General features: G+C 52.5%; 13 protein-coding genes. 3 read left to right on the forward strand and 10 right to left on the reverse strand.

The features are described 5' to 3' along the window. Positions 1-27 precede the first annotated feature (27 nt). Complete coding sequence (gene mazG, locus V9K95_RS00925) at positions 28-849, forward strand: nucleoside triphosphate pyrophosphohydrolase (protein WP_115053065.1); 822 nt, start codon at positions 28-30, stop codon at positions 847-849. Position 850: 1 nt separating this feature from the next. Here mazG and hflX read toward each other — a convergent pair whose 3' ends face one another. The 7 genes from hflX to V9K95_RS00960 all read right to left on the reverse strand — a co-directional run bounded on the left by hflX (position 851) and on the right by V9K95_RS00960 (position 9,713). Next, positions 851-2,263: a GTPase HflX gene (gene hflX, locus V9K95_RS00930; RefSeq protein WP_442958527.1), complete on the reverse strand. Its 1,413-nt coding sequence runs from the start codon at positions 2,261-2,263 to the stop codon at positions 851-853. Positions 2,264-2,269: 6 nt separating this feature from the next. Then, complete coding sequence (gene hfq, locus V9K95_RS00935; protein ID WP_008129219.1) at positions 2,270-2,509, reverse strand: RNA chaperone Hfq; 240 nt, start codon at positions 2,507-2,509, stop codon at positions 2,270-2,272. 121 nt (positions 2,510-2,630) lie between these two features. After that, entirely contained in the window at positions 2,631-3,497 is an 867-nt protein-coding gene (locus V9K95_RS00940) for a D-amino-acid transaminase (RefSeq protein ID WP_336440092.1), read from the reverse strand. 11 nt (positions 3,498-3,508) lie between these two features. Continuing rightward, positions 3,509-4,609 carry a lactonase family protein gene (locus V9K95_RS00945; RefSeq protein ID WP_336440091.1) on the reverse strand — a complete coding sequence of 367 codons (1,101 nt, stop codon included), beginning with the start codon at positions 4,607-4,609 and terminating at the stop codon, positions 3,509-3,511. A gap of 92 nt (positions 4,610-4,701) precedes the next feature. Continuing rightward, on the reverse strand, positions 4,702-6,078 hold the full coding sequence (gene trkA / locus V9K95_RS00950) for a Trk system potassium transporter TrkA (RefSeq protein WP_115053061.1): 1,377 nt from the start codon (positions 6,076-6,078) through the stop codon (positions 4,702-4,704). Positions 6,079-6,082: 4 nt separating this feature from the next. Continuing rightward, positions 6,083-7,444 carry a nitrogen assimilation response regulator NtrX gene (gene ntrX / locus V9K95_RS00955; protein WP_115053060.1) on the reverse strand — a complete coding sequence of 454 codons (1,362 nt, stop codon included), beginning with the start codon at positions 7,442-7,444 and terminating at the stop codon, positions 6,083-6,085. Continuing rightward, positions 7,434-9,713 (reverse strand): sensor histidine kinase NtrY-like, encoded by a 2,280-nt coding sequence (locus V9K95_RS00960; RefSeq protein ID WP_336440090.1) that lies wholly within the window; start codon positions 9,711-9,713, stop codon positions 7,434-7,436. Before V9K95_RS00960 ends, ntrX begins: the two co-directional genes overlap by 11 nt. Before the next feature lie 214 nt (positions 9,714-9,927). Here V9K95_RS00960 and V9K95_RS00965 point away from each other — a divergent pair, with 214 nt between their 5' ends. Both V9K95_RS00965 and V9K95_RS00970 read left to right on the forward strand, forming a co-directional pair. Beyond that, entirely contained in the window at positions 9,928-10,716 is a 789-nt protein-coding gene (locus V9K95_RS00965; protein ID WP_336440089.1) for a GGDEF domain-containing protein, read from the forward strand. A gap of 134 nt (positions 10,717-10,850) precedes the next feature. After that, positions 10,851-11,360, forward strand: coding sequence for a DUF1993 domain-containing protein (locus V9K95_RS00970; protein WP_115053057.1), 510 nt, complete (start codon positions 10,851-10,853; stop codon positions 11,358-11,360). Positions 11,361-11,395: 35 nt separating this feature from the next. Here V9K95_RS00970 and ntrC read toward each other — a convergent pair whose 3' ends face one another. The 3 genes from ntrC to dusB are packed head-to-tail and all read right to left on the reverse strand — an operon-like array spanning position 11,396 to position 14,990. Then, the gene (gene ntrC / locus V9K95_RS00975) at positions 11,396-12,856 is read right to left on the reverse strand and encodes a nitrogen regulation protein NR(I) (RefSeq protein WP_115053056.1); all 1,461 of its coding nucleotides are present in this window, start codon (positions 12,854-12,856) and stop codon (positions 11,396-11,398) included. Positions 12,857-12,858: 2 nt separating this feature from the next. After that, entirely contained in the window at positions 12,859-13,998 is a 1,140-nt protein-coding gene (locus V9K95_RS00980; RefSeq protein WP_115053055.1) for a two-component system sensor histidine kinase NtrB, read from the reverse strand. Further along, on the reverse strand, positions 13,998-14,990 hold the full coding sequence (gene dusB, locus V9K95_RS00985) for a tRNA dihydrouridine synthase DusB (RefSeq protein WP_336440088.1): 993 nt from the start codon (positions 14,988-14,990) through the stop codon (positions 13,998-14,000). Before dusB ends, V9K95_RS00980 begins: the two co-directional genes overlap by 1 nt. Positions 14,991-15,000: the final 10 nt, after the last annotated feature.

Raw genomic sequence — 15,000 nt, forward strand, 5'->3', positions numbered from 1 at the left:
AGGAGTGACCTCGCTTATGGTCGTGCAATGAAACCATCGCGCGAAATTACACGTCTCCTCGACATCATGGCCGCTTTGCGCACGCCTGTTACCGGCTGTCCATGGGATATCGAGCAGGATTTCAAGTCAATCGCCCCGTATACGCTTGAAGAAGCGTTTGAAGTCATTGATGCCATCGAACGCAATGACATTGATGATTTGCGCGAGGAGCTGGGCGACCTGTTGCTTCAGGTCGTATTTCACGCTCGAATGGCGGAGGAAATGAAGGCTTTTGATTTTGGCGATGTGGTGCAAGCCATCACGCACAAGATGATACGGCGCCATCCGCATGTTTTTGGCGACGAAAATGCCCGTGGCGCAGGCATGGCCAAGGGCATGTGGGACAAGATCAAGGCTGAAGAGAAGGCAGAACGGCGCGAGCGACGGGCGGCATTGCAGCTTGAAACTGCCGAGCCGAGTGGATTTCTTGACGATATTCCTCAGGGCTTTCCATCGCTGATGCGGGCCCTGAAATTACAGCAAAAAGCCGCCAAAGTGGGCTTCGACTGGTCGGAAGCCCTTCCCATTCTTGACAAGATTGAAGAAGAAATCGCCGAGTTGAGACATGAAATAAGCATTGGCGACCAGCAAAAGACCGAAGAGGAATATGGCGACTTGCTGTTCGCCATGGTCAATCTTGGCCGACATTTGAAACTGGAACCGGAAAGCGCATTGCGCGGAACCAACGAGAAATTCCGCACACGCTTTCATTATATTGAGCGCAAGCTGACAGAACGCCAACAATCCCTTGAAGATGCTACACTGGACGAAATGGAGGCACTCTGGAGCGAAGCAAAGACCAAGAAGTGAATTAGGCTTTGTTTTTGGTCAGCAGTTTCTCTTGTAAAACGGCATTTGAAGCCACCGTCATATCCATGGTCAGTACAACTGAGCCATCATCCTCATCTTTGCGCTTCAGATTGCTGGAGTGCTGGTAAATCCAATCAATGAGGCCCATTTGCTCTGGCTTTAATGTAAGCTTCACATGAGCAAGCTTTCCGGCGATGCGGTTTTCAATTTCAGCCAGAAGGGTGTCTACGCCCTCTCCCGTGATCGCCGAAACAGGAATTGGGTGTTCGTTGCCTGTGGCAGCGGCACTAAGCCTTTGCGCAGATTCCCTGCCCGGCTCATCCAGTAGGTCAATCTTGTTCCAGACCTCGATAATGCGCTTTGTATCGCCTCGCTCAATACCAAGATCGGCCATGATGGCATGGACATCTTCGGCCTGCGCAGCGGTATCCGGATCGGAAATATCGCGTATGTGCAAGATCAGATCCGCCTCGACAACTTCTTCAAGTGTCGCCCGGAATGCCGCAACAAGATGCGTCGGCAGGTTTGAAATAAAGCCCACAGTGTCCGACAGGATAACCATTTCGCCATGTTCCAGGCGGATTCGCCGCAAGGTTGGATCAAGCGTTGCGAAGAGCATGTCTTCCGCGACCACTCCGGCGCCGGTCATGCGATTGAAAAGCGTGGATTTGCCGGCATTGGTATAGCCTACGAGCGCAACGATGGGATGCGGAACCTTGCGGCGCTTGCTCCGGTGCAAGGCGCGTGTGCGGACAACTGTTTCCAGCTCGCGCTTGATACGCAGAATTTTTTCCTGCAGTGCGCGTCTGTCAGACTCGATCTGCGTTTCACCCGGACCGCCCAGAAATCCGCCGCCGCCCCTTTGCCGCTCAAGGTGAGTCCAGCTTCGAACCAACCGGCCCTTCTGGTAGGTCAGATGCGCCAGTTCGACCTGCAACGTGCCTTCTTTTGTTTGGGCACGACGACCGAAAATCTCCAGAATAAGTCCAGTTCTATCAAGAACCTTGGCATTCCACGCTTTTTCAAGATTGCGCTGCTGTACGGGTGTCAGTGCGTGATCGACAATCACCAGTTCGGCATGCGTTTCTTCAATGATCTCAGCGATCATGTCGACTTTGCCTGAACCGAGCAGCGTTGCTGGTCGGGGCGCAGAGACCTGTACGATGTCGGAATGGACAATATCCAGATCAATGGCGCGAGCGAGACCTTTGGCCTCTTCCAGGCGTGCTTCATCGCTGCGTTGAAATTCGCGGTAGTAGGCAGGTGTTTTGTGATCTTCCTGCTTGCCACCATCTGCAAAGCGATGCGGCAGCACTGGAACTATGACGAGCGCGCGAGTAGCTTCGCGGGCGGTATCGCCATCCTCGGCAATTCCGCCCTTTTTGTCTGCGTTACGCGTATTTTCTTTGGTCAAATGCGGTTAGTCACTTTCTTCAACTTCGAACATCTGCACAGGCTGACTTGGCATGATGGTCGAAATGGCATGCTTGTAAACAAGCTGCGAATGGCCGTCACGGCGCAAAAGCACGCAGAAATTGTCAAACGAAGTAACAATACCGGTCAGTTTTACACCATTTATCAGGAAGATTGTCAGAGAAATCTTCTGTTTTCTGACGGAGTTCAGAAAAAGGTCTTGAAGATTCTGCGATCGTTCAGCCATTGTTTTTATCCTTTTATGCGATCAGCAAATGTGTCTCGTGCAAAATTCTGCAGTGGAAACAGGTAACCCTGCTCCAACAGGAGGTGGAAAACAGCGTTTGTAAAGTCCCCTCACTCACGGGTTAACAGGATGGCGTTTTTTCCGCAATCTCAAAAAACGCTTCGCGTAACGAAAGTGTTATAGTACCGGGGTGCCCGTTTGCGACCACAACGCCATCGATGTCAACAACGGGCATAATTACAGTGGTTGCGGCGCTGATGAAAGCCTCTTTTGCATTTTTTGCTTCGTCTACTGAAAATCCCCGTTCTTCAATTTTCAAACCAAGCTTTTTAGCCACATCAAAGATTGTCGTTCGGGTAATGCCGCGCAAAATACCGGTTTCCGCTGACCGCGTAACAAGAACGCCGTCCTTTGTGACAATCCACGCATTGGTGGCAGCGCCTTCCTTAACGGTCCCATCCGGATCCACAAACCAGGCTTCCTGAGCCCCCTGCTCTTTGGCTTGCTGGCGGGCAAGCACGTTTGCCAGCAGTCCCACCGATTTGATATCCACCCGCTCCCATCTGTTTTCAGGAACTGTGATTACCTTGATGCCCTTTGCAGCACGTGCTGCGGATGCGGCCGGGCTGGTGCGCTTGGCAGTAATGACGAGCGAGGGCGGCGTATCAGCCGACGGGAACACATGGTCGCGGCGGGCAACGCCGCGTGTCACCTGCAAATAGACAAGACCATTGTGAACCTTGTTCCGTCGCACCACTTCCCTGATGATGAGCTGCAATGCCTTGCGCTCCATCGGCCAGGCGATCTTCAGTTCTGACAATGAACGACCAAGCCGGTCTAGGTGCCGCGTCATATCCATAATGTTATCGCGGGCAATCTCGCATACCTCGTAGACGCCATCAGCGAATTGGTAGCCGCGATCCTCAATATGCACCCCGGCATCTGAATGCTGCACATATTGTCCGTTTACATAGGCAATTCGGGACATTCTGAGGCTCCTTAAAACGTGCCGAAGACGATACGCATGGGTGTCGGCAAATCAACACGCTTGCCTGTGTCTTCCAACGCTCCCGTCTCGATATCGCGTCTGAACACTGCAATACCGCCGCCCTTCTGGTTCGACACCAGCATGAATTTTCCGGAAGGATCGATAATGAAATTGCGCGGGCCAATACCTTGCGATGGCGTCCATCCGATCAGTGAAATCTTTCCGGAATCCTCGATTGAATAAGTCACAATGCTGTGGTGGCCACGGTTTGATCCGTAAAGGAAACGACCATCGGCACTGACAGCAATCTCCGCGCATGTATTGGTTTCGGTGAAATCGTCAGGAATTGTTGGCAAAGTCTGCAATATTGTCAGGCTGGCTTTTTCAGCGTCATAATCCAAAACAGAAACAGTGCAGTTTAATTCATTGATAACGTAGGCTGTTTTGCCATTGGGATGAAATGTCAAATGGCGCGGCCCGGCACCTTCCGGAAACTGGGTAAAAGGCGTCGCGGCGAGTTTCAGCTTTTCGCCGTGCTTGGGCATTTCATAAGCAAGAATCTGATCCAGCCCAAGATCACAGACAAATAATGTCCTATTATCCGGACTGGCCACCGCACAATGACCATGCTGTCTTTTCTTGGTCGGCAGAATGGCATTTGGACCTTCATGGCAAGCGGCTGCAAAGGCAGGGTCAATAGCGCCATCATTGCGAATGGAGAAGGCAACAATTGCATTGCCCGGACGCTCTCCCAACGGGGCCACGGTGTAATTGGATGCGAAAATCTTCTCACCCGTCTGATCAAAGCCCAGATGGCACGTGGTATTCCCGAGTGTGGACTGCATGTTGATGTAGGACAGCGCTCCGTTTTCCGGATCAACGTCGAACGCGGCTACGAGATTTTCATTCCACTCGGGAATTTCAACTGCTGCATAGAGACGCTTGCGCTGCTCATCTATTGCCAGATAACCAGGATTATCGATTGCCAGATACTCACTCGCAAGCGCGAGATCGCCGGTTTCGGTATCGAACTGATACACACTGATGCCCTTGCCCTGACCGGGCAAAGCATTGCGATTCAGGTTTCCGACGAAAGCAAATGTTTTGGGCATTGTCATACTCATGGATTGGAAGCTGTGAGATGGAGGATTTCTTGAATGCAGGTCTACAATGCAACTCTTTGTTTTTATTCAGCTCAACTACGCTAGAAGAACTCGAGACTGACCCGGAACATCTGCTCAACCTGCTTGACTGTCTCCGCCGTGGCAAAAAGCACCACTCTGTCTTTTGGTTTTATGCGAACGTTACCATCGGGCTTGATAACTTCACCATTGCGATAGATTGCGCCTATCCGCAAGCCAGCCGGCAAATCAAGCTCGCGCAAAGGCGCACCAACCATCGGCGAGGTTTCCAACGCTTCCGCTTCAATGATTTCCGCCTGCCCTTTCTGCACGCTATGAACAGCGCGAATTCGGCCTCGACGGACATGCTGCAACACGCGGGAAATCGTGACACTGCGCGGGCTGATATGCGCGTCTATGCCAAGTGACTTGCTGAGGTCGAGATAGTCAGGATTGTTGATCAGCACGAGATTGGACTTGCAGCCCATACGCTTTGCCATGACACCTGCAAGCATGTTGACCTGATCGTCATTCGTCAGGCTGACCATCAGGTCGGCATCCTGTATCTCGGCTTCGTAGAGAAGTTTCTGATCCAGCGCACTGCCGTGCAGAACCAGGGACCGGCGAAGCTCGTCCGCGATCGTGTTGGCGCGTTTGAGATTTGGCTCTATCAGCTTGACCTTGGTCTTTGGCTGCTTCGCTTCGATAGTCTGCGCAACATGAAGGCCGATATTGCCGCCGCCAGCAATGACAATGCGGGTCGCCTCAGGTTCTTCATGGCCAAATAAAGCTAATGTTCGATGGATCTGCGATTTAATGGAAGCGACATAAGCGATATCGCCGCTAAACATCTGGTCTGTCGAGTGAGGTATGAACAGCTTGTCGTTACGCACAATTGCCATGACTGTCGCAACCAGATCGGGGAAAAGATCGGTAAGCTGAAACAAGGGCGTGTTGATGACCGGGCAGTCCTCAAGGCATTCGATGGCCAATACCGCTACATTCTCATCGGCAAACCGAACGACATCGCTAACACCGGGAAGCGCGATGCGCCGCAACACCATCTCGCCCACTTCCAATTCCGGCGAAATGATCACGTCGATGGGCATGTGATCGCGTGAGAATAGATCCTGATAGTGCGATTGAAGATAGGCCTGCGCGCGGATACGCGCAATCTTGGTAGGCACATTGAACAACGCGTGCGCGACCTCACACGCAACTATATTTACTTCGTCATAAAGCGTCGCGGCAATAATCATATCTGCCTGATCAGCGCCTGCCGCCGCCAAAACATCCGGATGAGCGCCATGTCCAACGAAGCCGCGTACGTCCAGCGTATCGCGAATAACCTCAATGAGTTCCGCAGACGTATCGATGACGGAAATATCATTATCTTCGGCGGCAAGCCGTTCAGCTATGCCATAACCTACCTGGCCCGCCCCGCAGATAATTACTCGCATTTTGCTATACCCCGAGGGACTTCAACTTCCGGTGCAGTGCCGAACGTTCCATACCAACGAATTCCGCCGTACGCGAGATGTTTCCGCCAAATCGGTTGATTTGCGCGATCAGATATTCCTTCTCAAAACGCTCACGCGCCTCACGCAGCGGCAAAGCCATAATATGCTGGTCAGACTCTGTAGGGGCCTTGGGCAAAGTATCGCCAATTTCCGCTGGAAGCAGATCTGCGGTGATAACAGCGTCAGGATCATCGCCGCGAGCAAGGATGATCAATCGCTCAACATTGTTGCGCAACTGCCGAATATTGCCCGGCCAGGAATGCGATTGCAAAACCGCCATCGCATCGGGGCCGATCTTGCGTGGCTTGATACCAGCCTGATCAGCGATCTGTGCCATGAAAAAGTCTACCAGAGCGGGAATATCATCGCGGCGGTCCGCAAGCGGCGGAACAATAACCGGAACAACTGCAAGCCGGTGAAACAGATCCTCGCGGAAACGGCCCTCTGCGATCATCGCCTCAAGATTTTGCGCCGTCGACGAGATGATCCGCACATCAACCTTGATCCGCTTGGTACCGCCCACACGCTCAAATTGCTGATCGACGAGAACGCGCAGAATCTTGTTTTGCGTTTCACGCGGCATATCAGCGATCTCATTGAGATAAAGAATGCCACCATGTGCCTCCTCCAACGCGCCAACCTTGCGTTCTCCGCCATCGGATTCCGTACCGAAAAGTTCAACCTCCATACGTTCAGGCGTGATGGTCGCAGCATTGAGATTGACGAATGGACCCTTCGACCGGCTGGACAAGGCGTGAATTGCTCTGGCCGTCAGTTCCTTACCCGCGCCTGATGGACCGGTAATCATGATTCGGCTGTTGGTTGGCGCCACGCGCTCAATTGTTTGCCGCAAATGATTCATCGATAGCGAAGAGCCTAAAAGCTCGAAGCTCTCCGACGAACGCTTGCGCAGGTCGGAGACTTCGCGGCGAAGCTTGGAGGTTTCAAGCGCGCGCTCGGCAATCAGGATAAGCCTGTCAGCCTTGAATGGTTTTTCAATGAAATCATAGGCACCCCGGCGGATTGCCGAGACAGCTGTTTCGATGTTTCCGTGACCCGAAATCATGACAACGGGAATTTCCGGATGACGCAGCTTGATCTCATCAAGCAGGGCCAGACCGTCAAGACGGCTACCCTGCATCCAGATATCAAGGAATATGAGACGCGGAATTCGTTCATCTATGGCAGCCAGAGCGCTGTCGGCGTCCGATGCCACGCGCGTATCATAACCTTCGTCGCTCAGTATGCCTGCAACAAGCTCGCGGATATCGACTTCGTCGTCGACTACAAGAATGTCAGATGCCATTTGAATTCACCTGTTTTGCCGTTTTATCGGGATTTTCTGAATCTGCGGAAGCAGATTGGTTCATTGGAAAAATCATGCGGATCATTGCGCCTCGCCCCCCGTAAAAATCGTCCGGCGCATCGTGTAGTTCTATGTGTCCGGCGTGGTCCTCAACGATCTTCTTGACGATAGCAAGGCCAAGGCCAGTCCCTTTTTCGCGTGTCGTCATATAGGGTTCGAGCAGACGTTGACGATGCTCGCGCGGCAATCCTTTGCCGCTGTCGAGAACTTCAACAACGATCGAACCCTCCTGCGCGCGTGATCTGATGAGGATATGGCCGTCAACATGCCCTTCCTTGACAACCGCCTCCACCGCTTCAGCGGCGTTCTTGATAACATTGCCAAAGGCTTGCCCCAAAAGACGGGTGTCAAACTGACCAATTAACGGCACGGTACCGAAATCTCGTTCAAAACGGATATCGCTGCGGCTTACTTCCACGAGGAACGAAGCTTCACGAAGCGCTTCACGCAAGTCCATCGCCTTAATCTCCGGCTTGGGCATGCGCGCAAACGACGAAAACTCGTCAACCATGCGACCAATATCGCCGACCTGCCGGATAATGGTTTCGGTGCATTGGTCGAAAACTTCCCGGTCTTCAGTGATCACCTTGCCAAAACGGCGGCGCAAGCGTTCTGCCGATAGCTGAATGGGCGTAAGCGGATTCTTGATTTCATGCGCAATGCGCCGCGCCACATCGGCCCAGGCAGATGAGCGTTGCGCTTCAACCAGATCCGTTATGTCATCAACGGTCACAACATATGAGTGTTCTATGGATTCAGCATCTTCCACGGTAATCTGAACGTTAAATGTCCGGGCGCTGCCACGACGCGACATGGTTACCTGTTCACGATAGACGGATCGTCCGGTGGCATGCGCCACTTCAAATACCAGACCGATTTCCGGAACAAGAGCGGACAGGTTTTTACCACGCGAGGCAATCGGATCGAGTGCCAGCATGGTTTCAGCAGAGCGATTTAAAATGCCGATCGCGCCATCAGCATTGACGCTGATGACACCTGCGGTAACGCCTGACAGCACAGCCTCTGAAAAGCGGCGCCGCTCGTCGATCTGATCTTTCGCCGAAACAAGGTCTTTGCGCTGGCTGCCCAATTGACGGACCATTGTATTGAACGTCTGGGACAATGACCCGACATCACCGTCAGAGCGGTGAACAGGAACAGAAACATTCAGATTGCCAGTCGCAACATTATCGGCTGCACCGATGAGCAAGCGTATTGGGCGAACGAGACGATCCGCTACCGCAATGCCGGTCCAAATTGCAGAGAGAAGCAGAGTAAGCGTCAATCCGAAGTACAGCATCGCAAAGAGAATCTGTGTTGTGATGCCATTGCCGTCGGCGGCGATTGCAGCGTCAGCGGTCTTTTTCTCCATCGCCCGACTGGTATTGAGAATATCCGGATCGACCGGCCGTATCGCATAGAGAAATACGCCCGGGATCTCACGCAGTTTGATGACGGCACTCAACAGATTGGTCTGATCTGGCGGAATAAGCACAGGTTTTCCGTCAGAGGCAGTTTCAAGAACTGACTTTGCAACTGTCGGTATCGGTGTTGCCGTTTGAATATCAGCGCGCACCACCGTGCTTCCGTCAGTACGGATTATCGACGCCGCAATCATGTTCCGCCCGAGTGCCTGCTGTGTCATTAGCCGGACGAAACCGCTGCGGTCCAGATCAAACAATGTGCGTTGCGTGTCCAGGTCATCGACCATTTCGAGGCTCGTGGACTGCAGATTCCGTGCGCTTTCCTGAATATAGGCTTCCGCCAGGCTGATCGACGATTTTACAATCGTCGAGGTTCGCATTTCGAACCACCGATCAAGCCCCATATCCAGGGTGATGGAGGCGACAATTGCCACGATCATTGCCGGCACGGCAGCCACGAGCGAAAAAAGCACAACGAGACGCACGTGAAGACGAGATGCCGCCTTTCCCCGATGCCTCGCCTGGACAACACGGTAAATTTCGCGGCCAATCAACAAAATGAGCGCGACGATTAAAACCGCATTGATGCTGGTCAGCAGCAAAGTTACATCACTATCCGGATGGATCGGTGTAACCCCGGTCAGAATAAGGAATGTTACGCCTGTGGTCAGCATCGCCAGTATTACTGTTACAATACCCAGACGTGAAAAGAACCTCTGCGTAACGCCGCCCCTAGCGCCGGATACAGAACCGTTCAATGTGTTGACCGAGTTTGACAAGAGCATTGCTATGTGACCCCAACCAAGTGGCACTCATGCAACACATTGTGGCGGAAATGCAACGCTTTATCGTTTGGGTTGTGTGAAATGCACAACCATTTGCAATAGTCGACATGAAACATCAACAATTCAGCCAACTATTAAAATTTACGGCGTTTTACGCATAGCTTCTTCACAAATCACGGTTGTAATTAAGTGTATCAACTTCGCGGTGGGTGCAATGACGACCTACGACTTCTGGATGACCAAATTTGGCAATATGTCGCCTTATCGACAGGTCGTCATAATGGTCTTAATGGCAACTATCGCGGCAAATGTCCTGGCTGTGGCGTTCTTTGCCTTGGTTGATCTGGGCCAAATTAACAATGTTCTGATCGTGACAACGGCCATCGTCATAATTGTTAGTGCTCCACTCGGTTCATTTCTGGTTGGCTTGAACTATCGCCTGAAACAGACCGCATCGCTGCTTGATCTTGCCTCGCGCAGAGATGATTTGACGGGACTGTCAAACAGGAATGAATTTTATCTCCAAGCGCAAAGGCAAATTACGTTGTGCAACCCAGCGAAAAGTGCAGGCGCAATCCTCTACATTGATGCCGACCATTTCAAATCAATCAATGATCGTTATGGACATGCAGTCGGCGACAGCGTTTTACAGGAAATCGGCATCTTGCTGCGCTCCGTTATTGGCGAATGGGATTTTGCCGCAAGGTTTGGCGGCGAAGAATTTGCTCTTTTTCTCACCAATGCCGACATTGGCAAAGCTGATTGGCTGTCACACAAAATTCTTATGGGTATGCGGGAAATCCCCACTTACTTGCGCATTTCTGAACTGAACGTCACCGTGAGTGTCGGTATTGCTATTCACGAGCCGGGCCAGCCTTTGGAAGAAGCGCTTGTGGCAGCTGACAAGTGCCTCTACGCCGCCAAAAATCAAGGGCGAAACCGGATCGTTCACGCAAACAGCGAATACATAGAAATATATCAGCCAAAGCGCCAAACAGTGTAGACAGATACGTCTGAATGGCGGCAATCTTTGGCGCTGGCCTTGAAAAAACAAAGCTGAGGCGTATCTGCCACTCAGCCAGCTGCGCGTGAAGTTGGCATCCATGCAGTTGCAACGACCTTCCAGGAAAGACACCCATGTCCAATTCAACCTACGCTATTTCAATACCCGCTCTGTTACGCGGGCTTTCCATTGTTTCATCGCTGATTGATAAGGCAGAAGCGTTTTCGACTGAGAAGAAAATAAGCCCAGACGTACTTATCAATGCGCGGCTTGCACCGGACATGCTGCCATTTTCCGGTCAGGTACAGCGGGTAAGCGATACCTCAAAAGGTGTTATTGGCCGCCTTACCTCTATCGAACCACCTAAAATGCCCGACGAAGAGAAGACGTTTGCAGAGTTGCAGGAGCGCGTTGCAAAAACAGTGGATTTTCTGAAAAGCGTGGATGAAAGCGCGTTTCGTGACGCTTCTTCAAAAGAAGTCACGCTGAGCTTCGGCAAATTGAAGACAACGCTAAGCGGCGATGATTACATCACCAAGTTCGTTTTGCCCAACTTCTATTTTCACGTCACAACCGCGCAGAACATCCTGCGCCATAATGGCGTTTCAGTAGGCAAGCTCGACTATCTCGGACCGATTGCCTGAGAGAAATATTCGGGTGGCCGTTTACGCGGCCGCCCTTAGCGGTCGCTTTTATTGTTCTTGTAGATATTGACACCCAATTCGCGAATTTTTTTGCGCAACGTATTGCGATTCAACCCCAAAAGCTCGGCGGCCTTGATCTGATTGCCGTGAGTGGCAGTCAGACACGACAAGATAAGCGGGTACTCAACCTCTTCCAGTACGCGCTGGTAAAGTCCCGCTGGCGGCAGGTCGTCTCCGTAGGACAGAAAGTACCGCTGCATATTCAATTCCACTGCTTGAGCAATGGTAATGTCTTCATTCGCCAAGCCATTCGATGATGGCTCTGCGGGGCGCAAATCCGCCTTCAGTTCAACTTCAATGACATCCGCATTGATTTCTTCTTGCGGATAGAGCGCTGCCAAGCGCCGAACGAGGTTTTCGAGTTCACGCACATTTCCCGCCCAGGGATAGCGGCGCATAAGATCCAAACCGGCGCCGGTAATGCGTTTTTCCGGAAGACCATCCTTGACCGCCATTTTGAAGAAATGCCGGACCAGATCAGGAATGTCCTCCCCGCGTTCACGCAGCGGGGGCAAACGCAGCGGCACCACGTTAAGGCGGTAGTACAAATCTTCGCGAAACAACCCCTGATTGATGAGGGTGCGAAGGTCCTTATTGCTCGCCGCAACTATACGGACATCCGTCTTGATCGGTGTTCGTCCACCAACGGTCATGTACTCGCCCTGCTGCAGGACACGTAGCAGGCGCGTCTGGGCCTCCATTGGCATATCGCCAATCTCGTCGAGAAAAAGTGTTCCGCCATCGGCTTGTTCGAAACGCCCGCTTGAGCGGTTCTGCGCTCCGGTAAAGGCTCCGCGTTCATGCCCGAACAATTCTGATTCAATCAGATCACGAGGAATTGCCGCCATATTAATTGCAACGAATGGCCCTTTGCGTCGCCGACCATATTCATGCAACGCACGAGCCACCAATTCCTTGCCCGTACCGGATTCACCGGAAATCATGACCGTCAAGTCAGTCTGCATCATACGGGCAAGCACGCGGTAAATGTCCTGCATGGCGGGAGAACGACCCACCAGCGGCATTGTATCGGGTTGCTCATCTACAGGTCGTTTGTCGAGCTTCTTTTTCGGCTCAGCCAAAGCCCGGCCAACAATGCTGACAAATTCGGTCAGATCAAACGGTTTTGGCAAATACTCATAAGCACCAGCTTCCGAGGCGCGAATAGCTGTCATGAACGTGTTTTGCGCGCTCATAACGATAACCGGCAGATCCGGACGGGATTTCTTTATACGCGGCAAAAGATCAAAGGCATTTTCGTCCGGCATGATCACATCGGTAATCACGAGATCGCCGTCACCTGCCGAGATCCAGCGCCACAACGTTGCGGCATTCGACGTTATGCGAACATCATAACCGGCACGCGAAAGCGCCTGATTGAGAACCGTTCTGATTGCCGCATCGTCATCGGCTACGAGAATGCTACCCAAACTCATTATCAGAATCCTGTCTTAGTGGGGTATGGATTGTCATCTGCGTGGTCATCGTCAAGCGGACCGTTTTGCCAAGCAGGCATCAAAATCCGGAATGTTGTCTTGCGGGGAAATGAATCGCATTCAATGACACCGCCATGGTCACCAACGATCTTCGCTACAAGTGCAAGCCCAAGGCCAGAACCGTTGGGTTTTGTCGTGACAAACGGATCAAACAAATGCGGCATGATATCGGGTGAAACGCCAGCGCCGGTGTCGGAAACGCAAAATTCAAGCGGGAGCGAAACGCGGTTGCGCATCCCCGGTACCGACAGCCTGATTCCGGGGCGAAATGCCGTGGAGAGTGTGATTTCACCGGGCTCGTTTGCGCCTATGGATTCGGCTGCATTTTTTACGAGATTGAGAAATATCTGCACAAGTTGATCGCGATTGGCGAAAACATAGGGCAGCGAGGGATCATAATCCTCATGAAACTTTATGTGGCTGGCGAAACCGTTTCTGGCGATAGCTTTGACGTGATCCAGAACCACGTGGATATTGACTGCTTCCCGTTCAATCGGTCGCTCATCCGAAAACACTTCCATGCGATCTACAAGCGATACGATACGATCAGTTTCGTCGGTTATCAGCCGCGTCAAAGCTCTGTCATCGTCATTAAGACCGGTTTCCAGCAGCTGGGCTGCACCGCGTATGCCTGAAAGAGGATTCTTGATCTCATGTGCGAGCATCGAGGCAAGGCCCGTAACCGAACGCGCAGCGCCCCTATGCGTCATCTGGCGGTCAAGCTTTTCCGCCATGGAACGTTCCTTGAACAGGATAACGATGGACCCCGGAGACTCGCTCACCGGCGTCACGTAAAGATCGACGATCCGGTCTTGGCCAAGGCGCGGTGATGAGACATCCACGCGATATTCATTTACCGGCGATGGGCTCTCGCGCACCTGTTTAACAAGAGCCAATAGAGGGCTGCCAAAGGGCAGCAGCATATCAAGTGTATTGCGGCTCAAGATTGTGGCGCTTGAACGAAAAAAAGCTTCCGCATCCGCATTGGCGTAGGAGATATAACCCGCTTCATCCAGCATTATCACGGGATGGCGCAGTGAATTGAGAACCATGCTTGCAAGCGTATTTTCAGGTACCGTCATCAAGCCACTTTCTTCAAATCTGTCTGCGGGCGGCTCAAAGCATCGTGCAAACGTTTTGCCACAAGGAGTGGATTGGTTTCCGTCATGATGGAACCGCGCGTGGCAGGGCCGATATCAACCCCGTGCAAATCGAGATACCAGCCAAGATGTTTGCGCGCATGGCGGATACCTGTCGTTGATCCATAATGCGCCAGCATTGCTTCGTAATGGGCAATCGCATAGTCAGCCACCGTCTCGGGGCCCGTCGTGCAGCTATCGCCAGCAATCCAGCCCGGCAACCACGGTTGCCCATATGATCCCCGCCCCACCATGACAGCGTCGGCTCCAGAATCTCTCAGGATCGCAATAGCATCATCACGGGTCAGAACGTCACCATTGGCAACAAGCGGTATGGAGATAACATCACGCACCGCATGAATCGCCCGCCAATCCGCCTTGCCTTCATAAAACTGGCAGCGTGTGCGCCCATGCACCGTTATCATCTGTACACCCGCCTGCTCCGCTCTGGATGCAAGTTCCGGCGCATTGATGCTATTATCGTCCCAGCCAAGACGCATTTTCAACATTACGGGCACTTTGACGGCATTGATGGTTGCCTCAATCAGCGTCAAAGCGTGATCAAGGTCACGCATAAGCGCAGATCCGGACAGGCCTCCGGTTACTTTTTTTGCAGGACAACCCATATTGATGTCCACGATATGGGCGCCTTCACCCTCGGCAATACGAGCGGCCTCCGACATCCATCTGGTTTCACGACCAGCAATCTGCACGACATGGGTGCCTAATCCATCGCCCTTCAGCCGCAGCAGATTTCCACGCTCCCGCGTGCAAAGCTCCGCACTCGCGACCATTTCGGACACGACCATTCCCGCGCCAGCCTGCCACGCAAGCTGGCGGAACGGCAAATCCGATACGCCGGACATCGGCGCCAGAAATACGCGATTGCGCAATTTGACGCCGCCTACGGTCAATGGTTGCTTTAAATCGGTCACAACGTCTGCC

This window comes from Phyllobacterium sp. CCNWLW183, assembly GCF_037203775.1.
GTDB lineage: Bacteria > Pseudomonadota > Alphaproteobacteria > Rhizobiales > Rhizobiaceae > Phyllobacterium > Phyllobacterium ifriqiyense.

Excerpts from the sequence above, each read along its gene's own strand:
- mazG (WP_115053065.1), top strand. The coding sequence starts at position 28 with ATGAAACCATCGCGCGAAATTACACGTCTCCTCGACATCATGGCCGCT.
- hfq (WP_008129219.1), bottom strand. The coding sequence starts at position 2,509 with ATGGCTGAACGATCGCAGAATCTTCAAGACCTTTTTCTGAACTCCGTC.
- V9K95_RS00940 (WP_336440092.1), bottom strand. The coding sequence starts at position 3,497 with ATGTCCCGAATTGCCTATGTAAACGGACAATATGTGCAGCATTCAGAT.
- V9K95_RS00945 (WP_336440091.1), bottom strand. The coding sequence starts at position 4,609 with ATGCCCAAAACATTTGCTTTCGTCGGAAACCTGAATCGCAATGCTTTG.
- trkA (WP_115053061.1), bottom strand. The coding sequence starts at position 6,078 with ATGCGAGTAATTATCTGCGGGGCGGGCCAGGTAGGTTATGGCATAGCT.
- ntrX (WP_115053060.1), bottom strand. The coding sequence starts at position 7,444 with ATGGCATCTGACATTCTTGTAGTCGACGACGAAGTCGATATCCGCGAG.
- V9K95_RS00960 (WP_336440090.1), bottom strand. The coding sequence starts at position 9,713 with ATGCTCTTGTCAAACTCGGTCAACACATTGAACGGTTCTGTATCCGGC.
- V9K95_RS00965 (WP_336440089.1), top strand. The coding sequence starts at position 9,928 with ATGACGACCTACGACTTCTGGATGACCAAATTTGGCAATATGTCGCCT.
- V9K95_RS00970 (WP_115053057.1), top strand. The coding sequence starts at position 10,851 with ATGTCCAATTCAACCTACGCTATTTCAATACCCGCTCTGTTACGCGGG.
- ntrC (WP_115053056.1), bottom strand. The coding sequence starts at position 12,856 with ATGAGTTTGGGTAGCATTCTCGTAGCCGATGACGATGCGGCAATCAGA.
- V9K95_RS00980 (WP_115053055.1), bottom strand. The coding sequence starts at position 13,998 with ATGACGGTACCTGAAAATACGCTTGCAAGCATGGTTCTCAATTCACTG.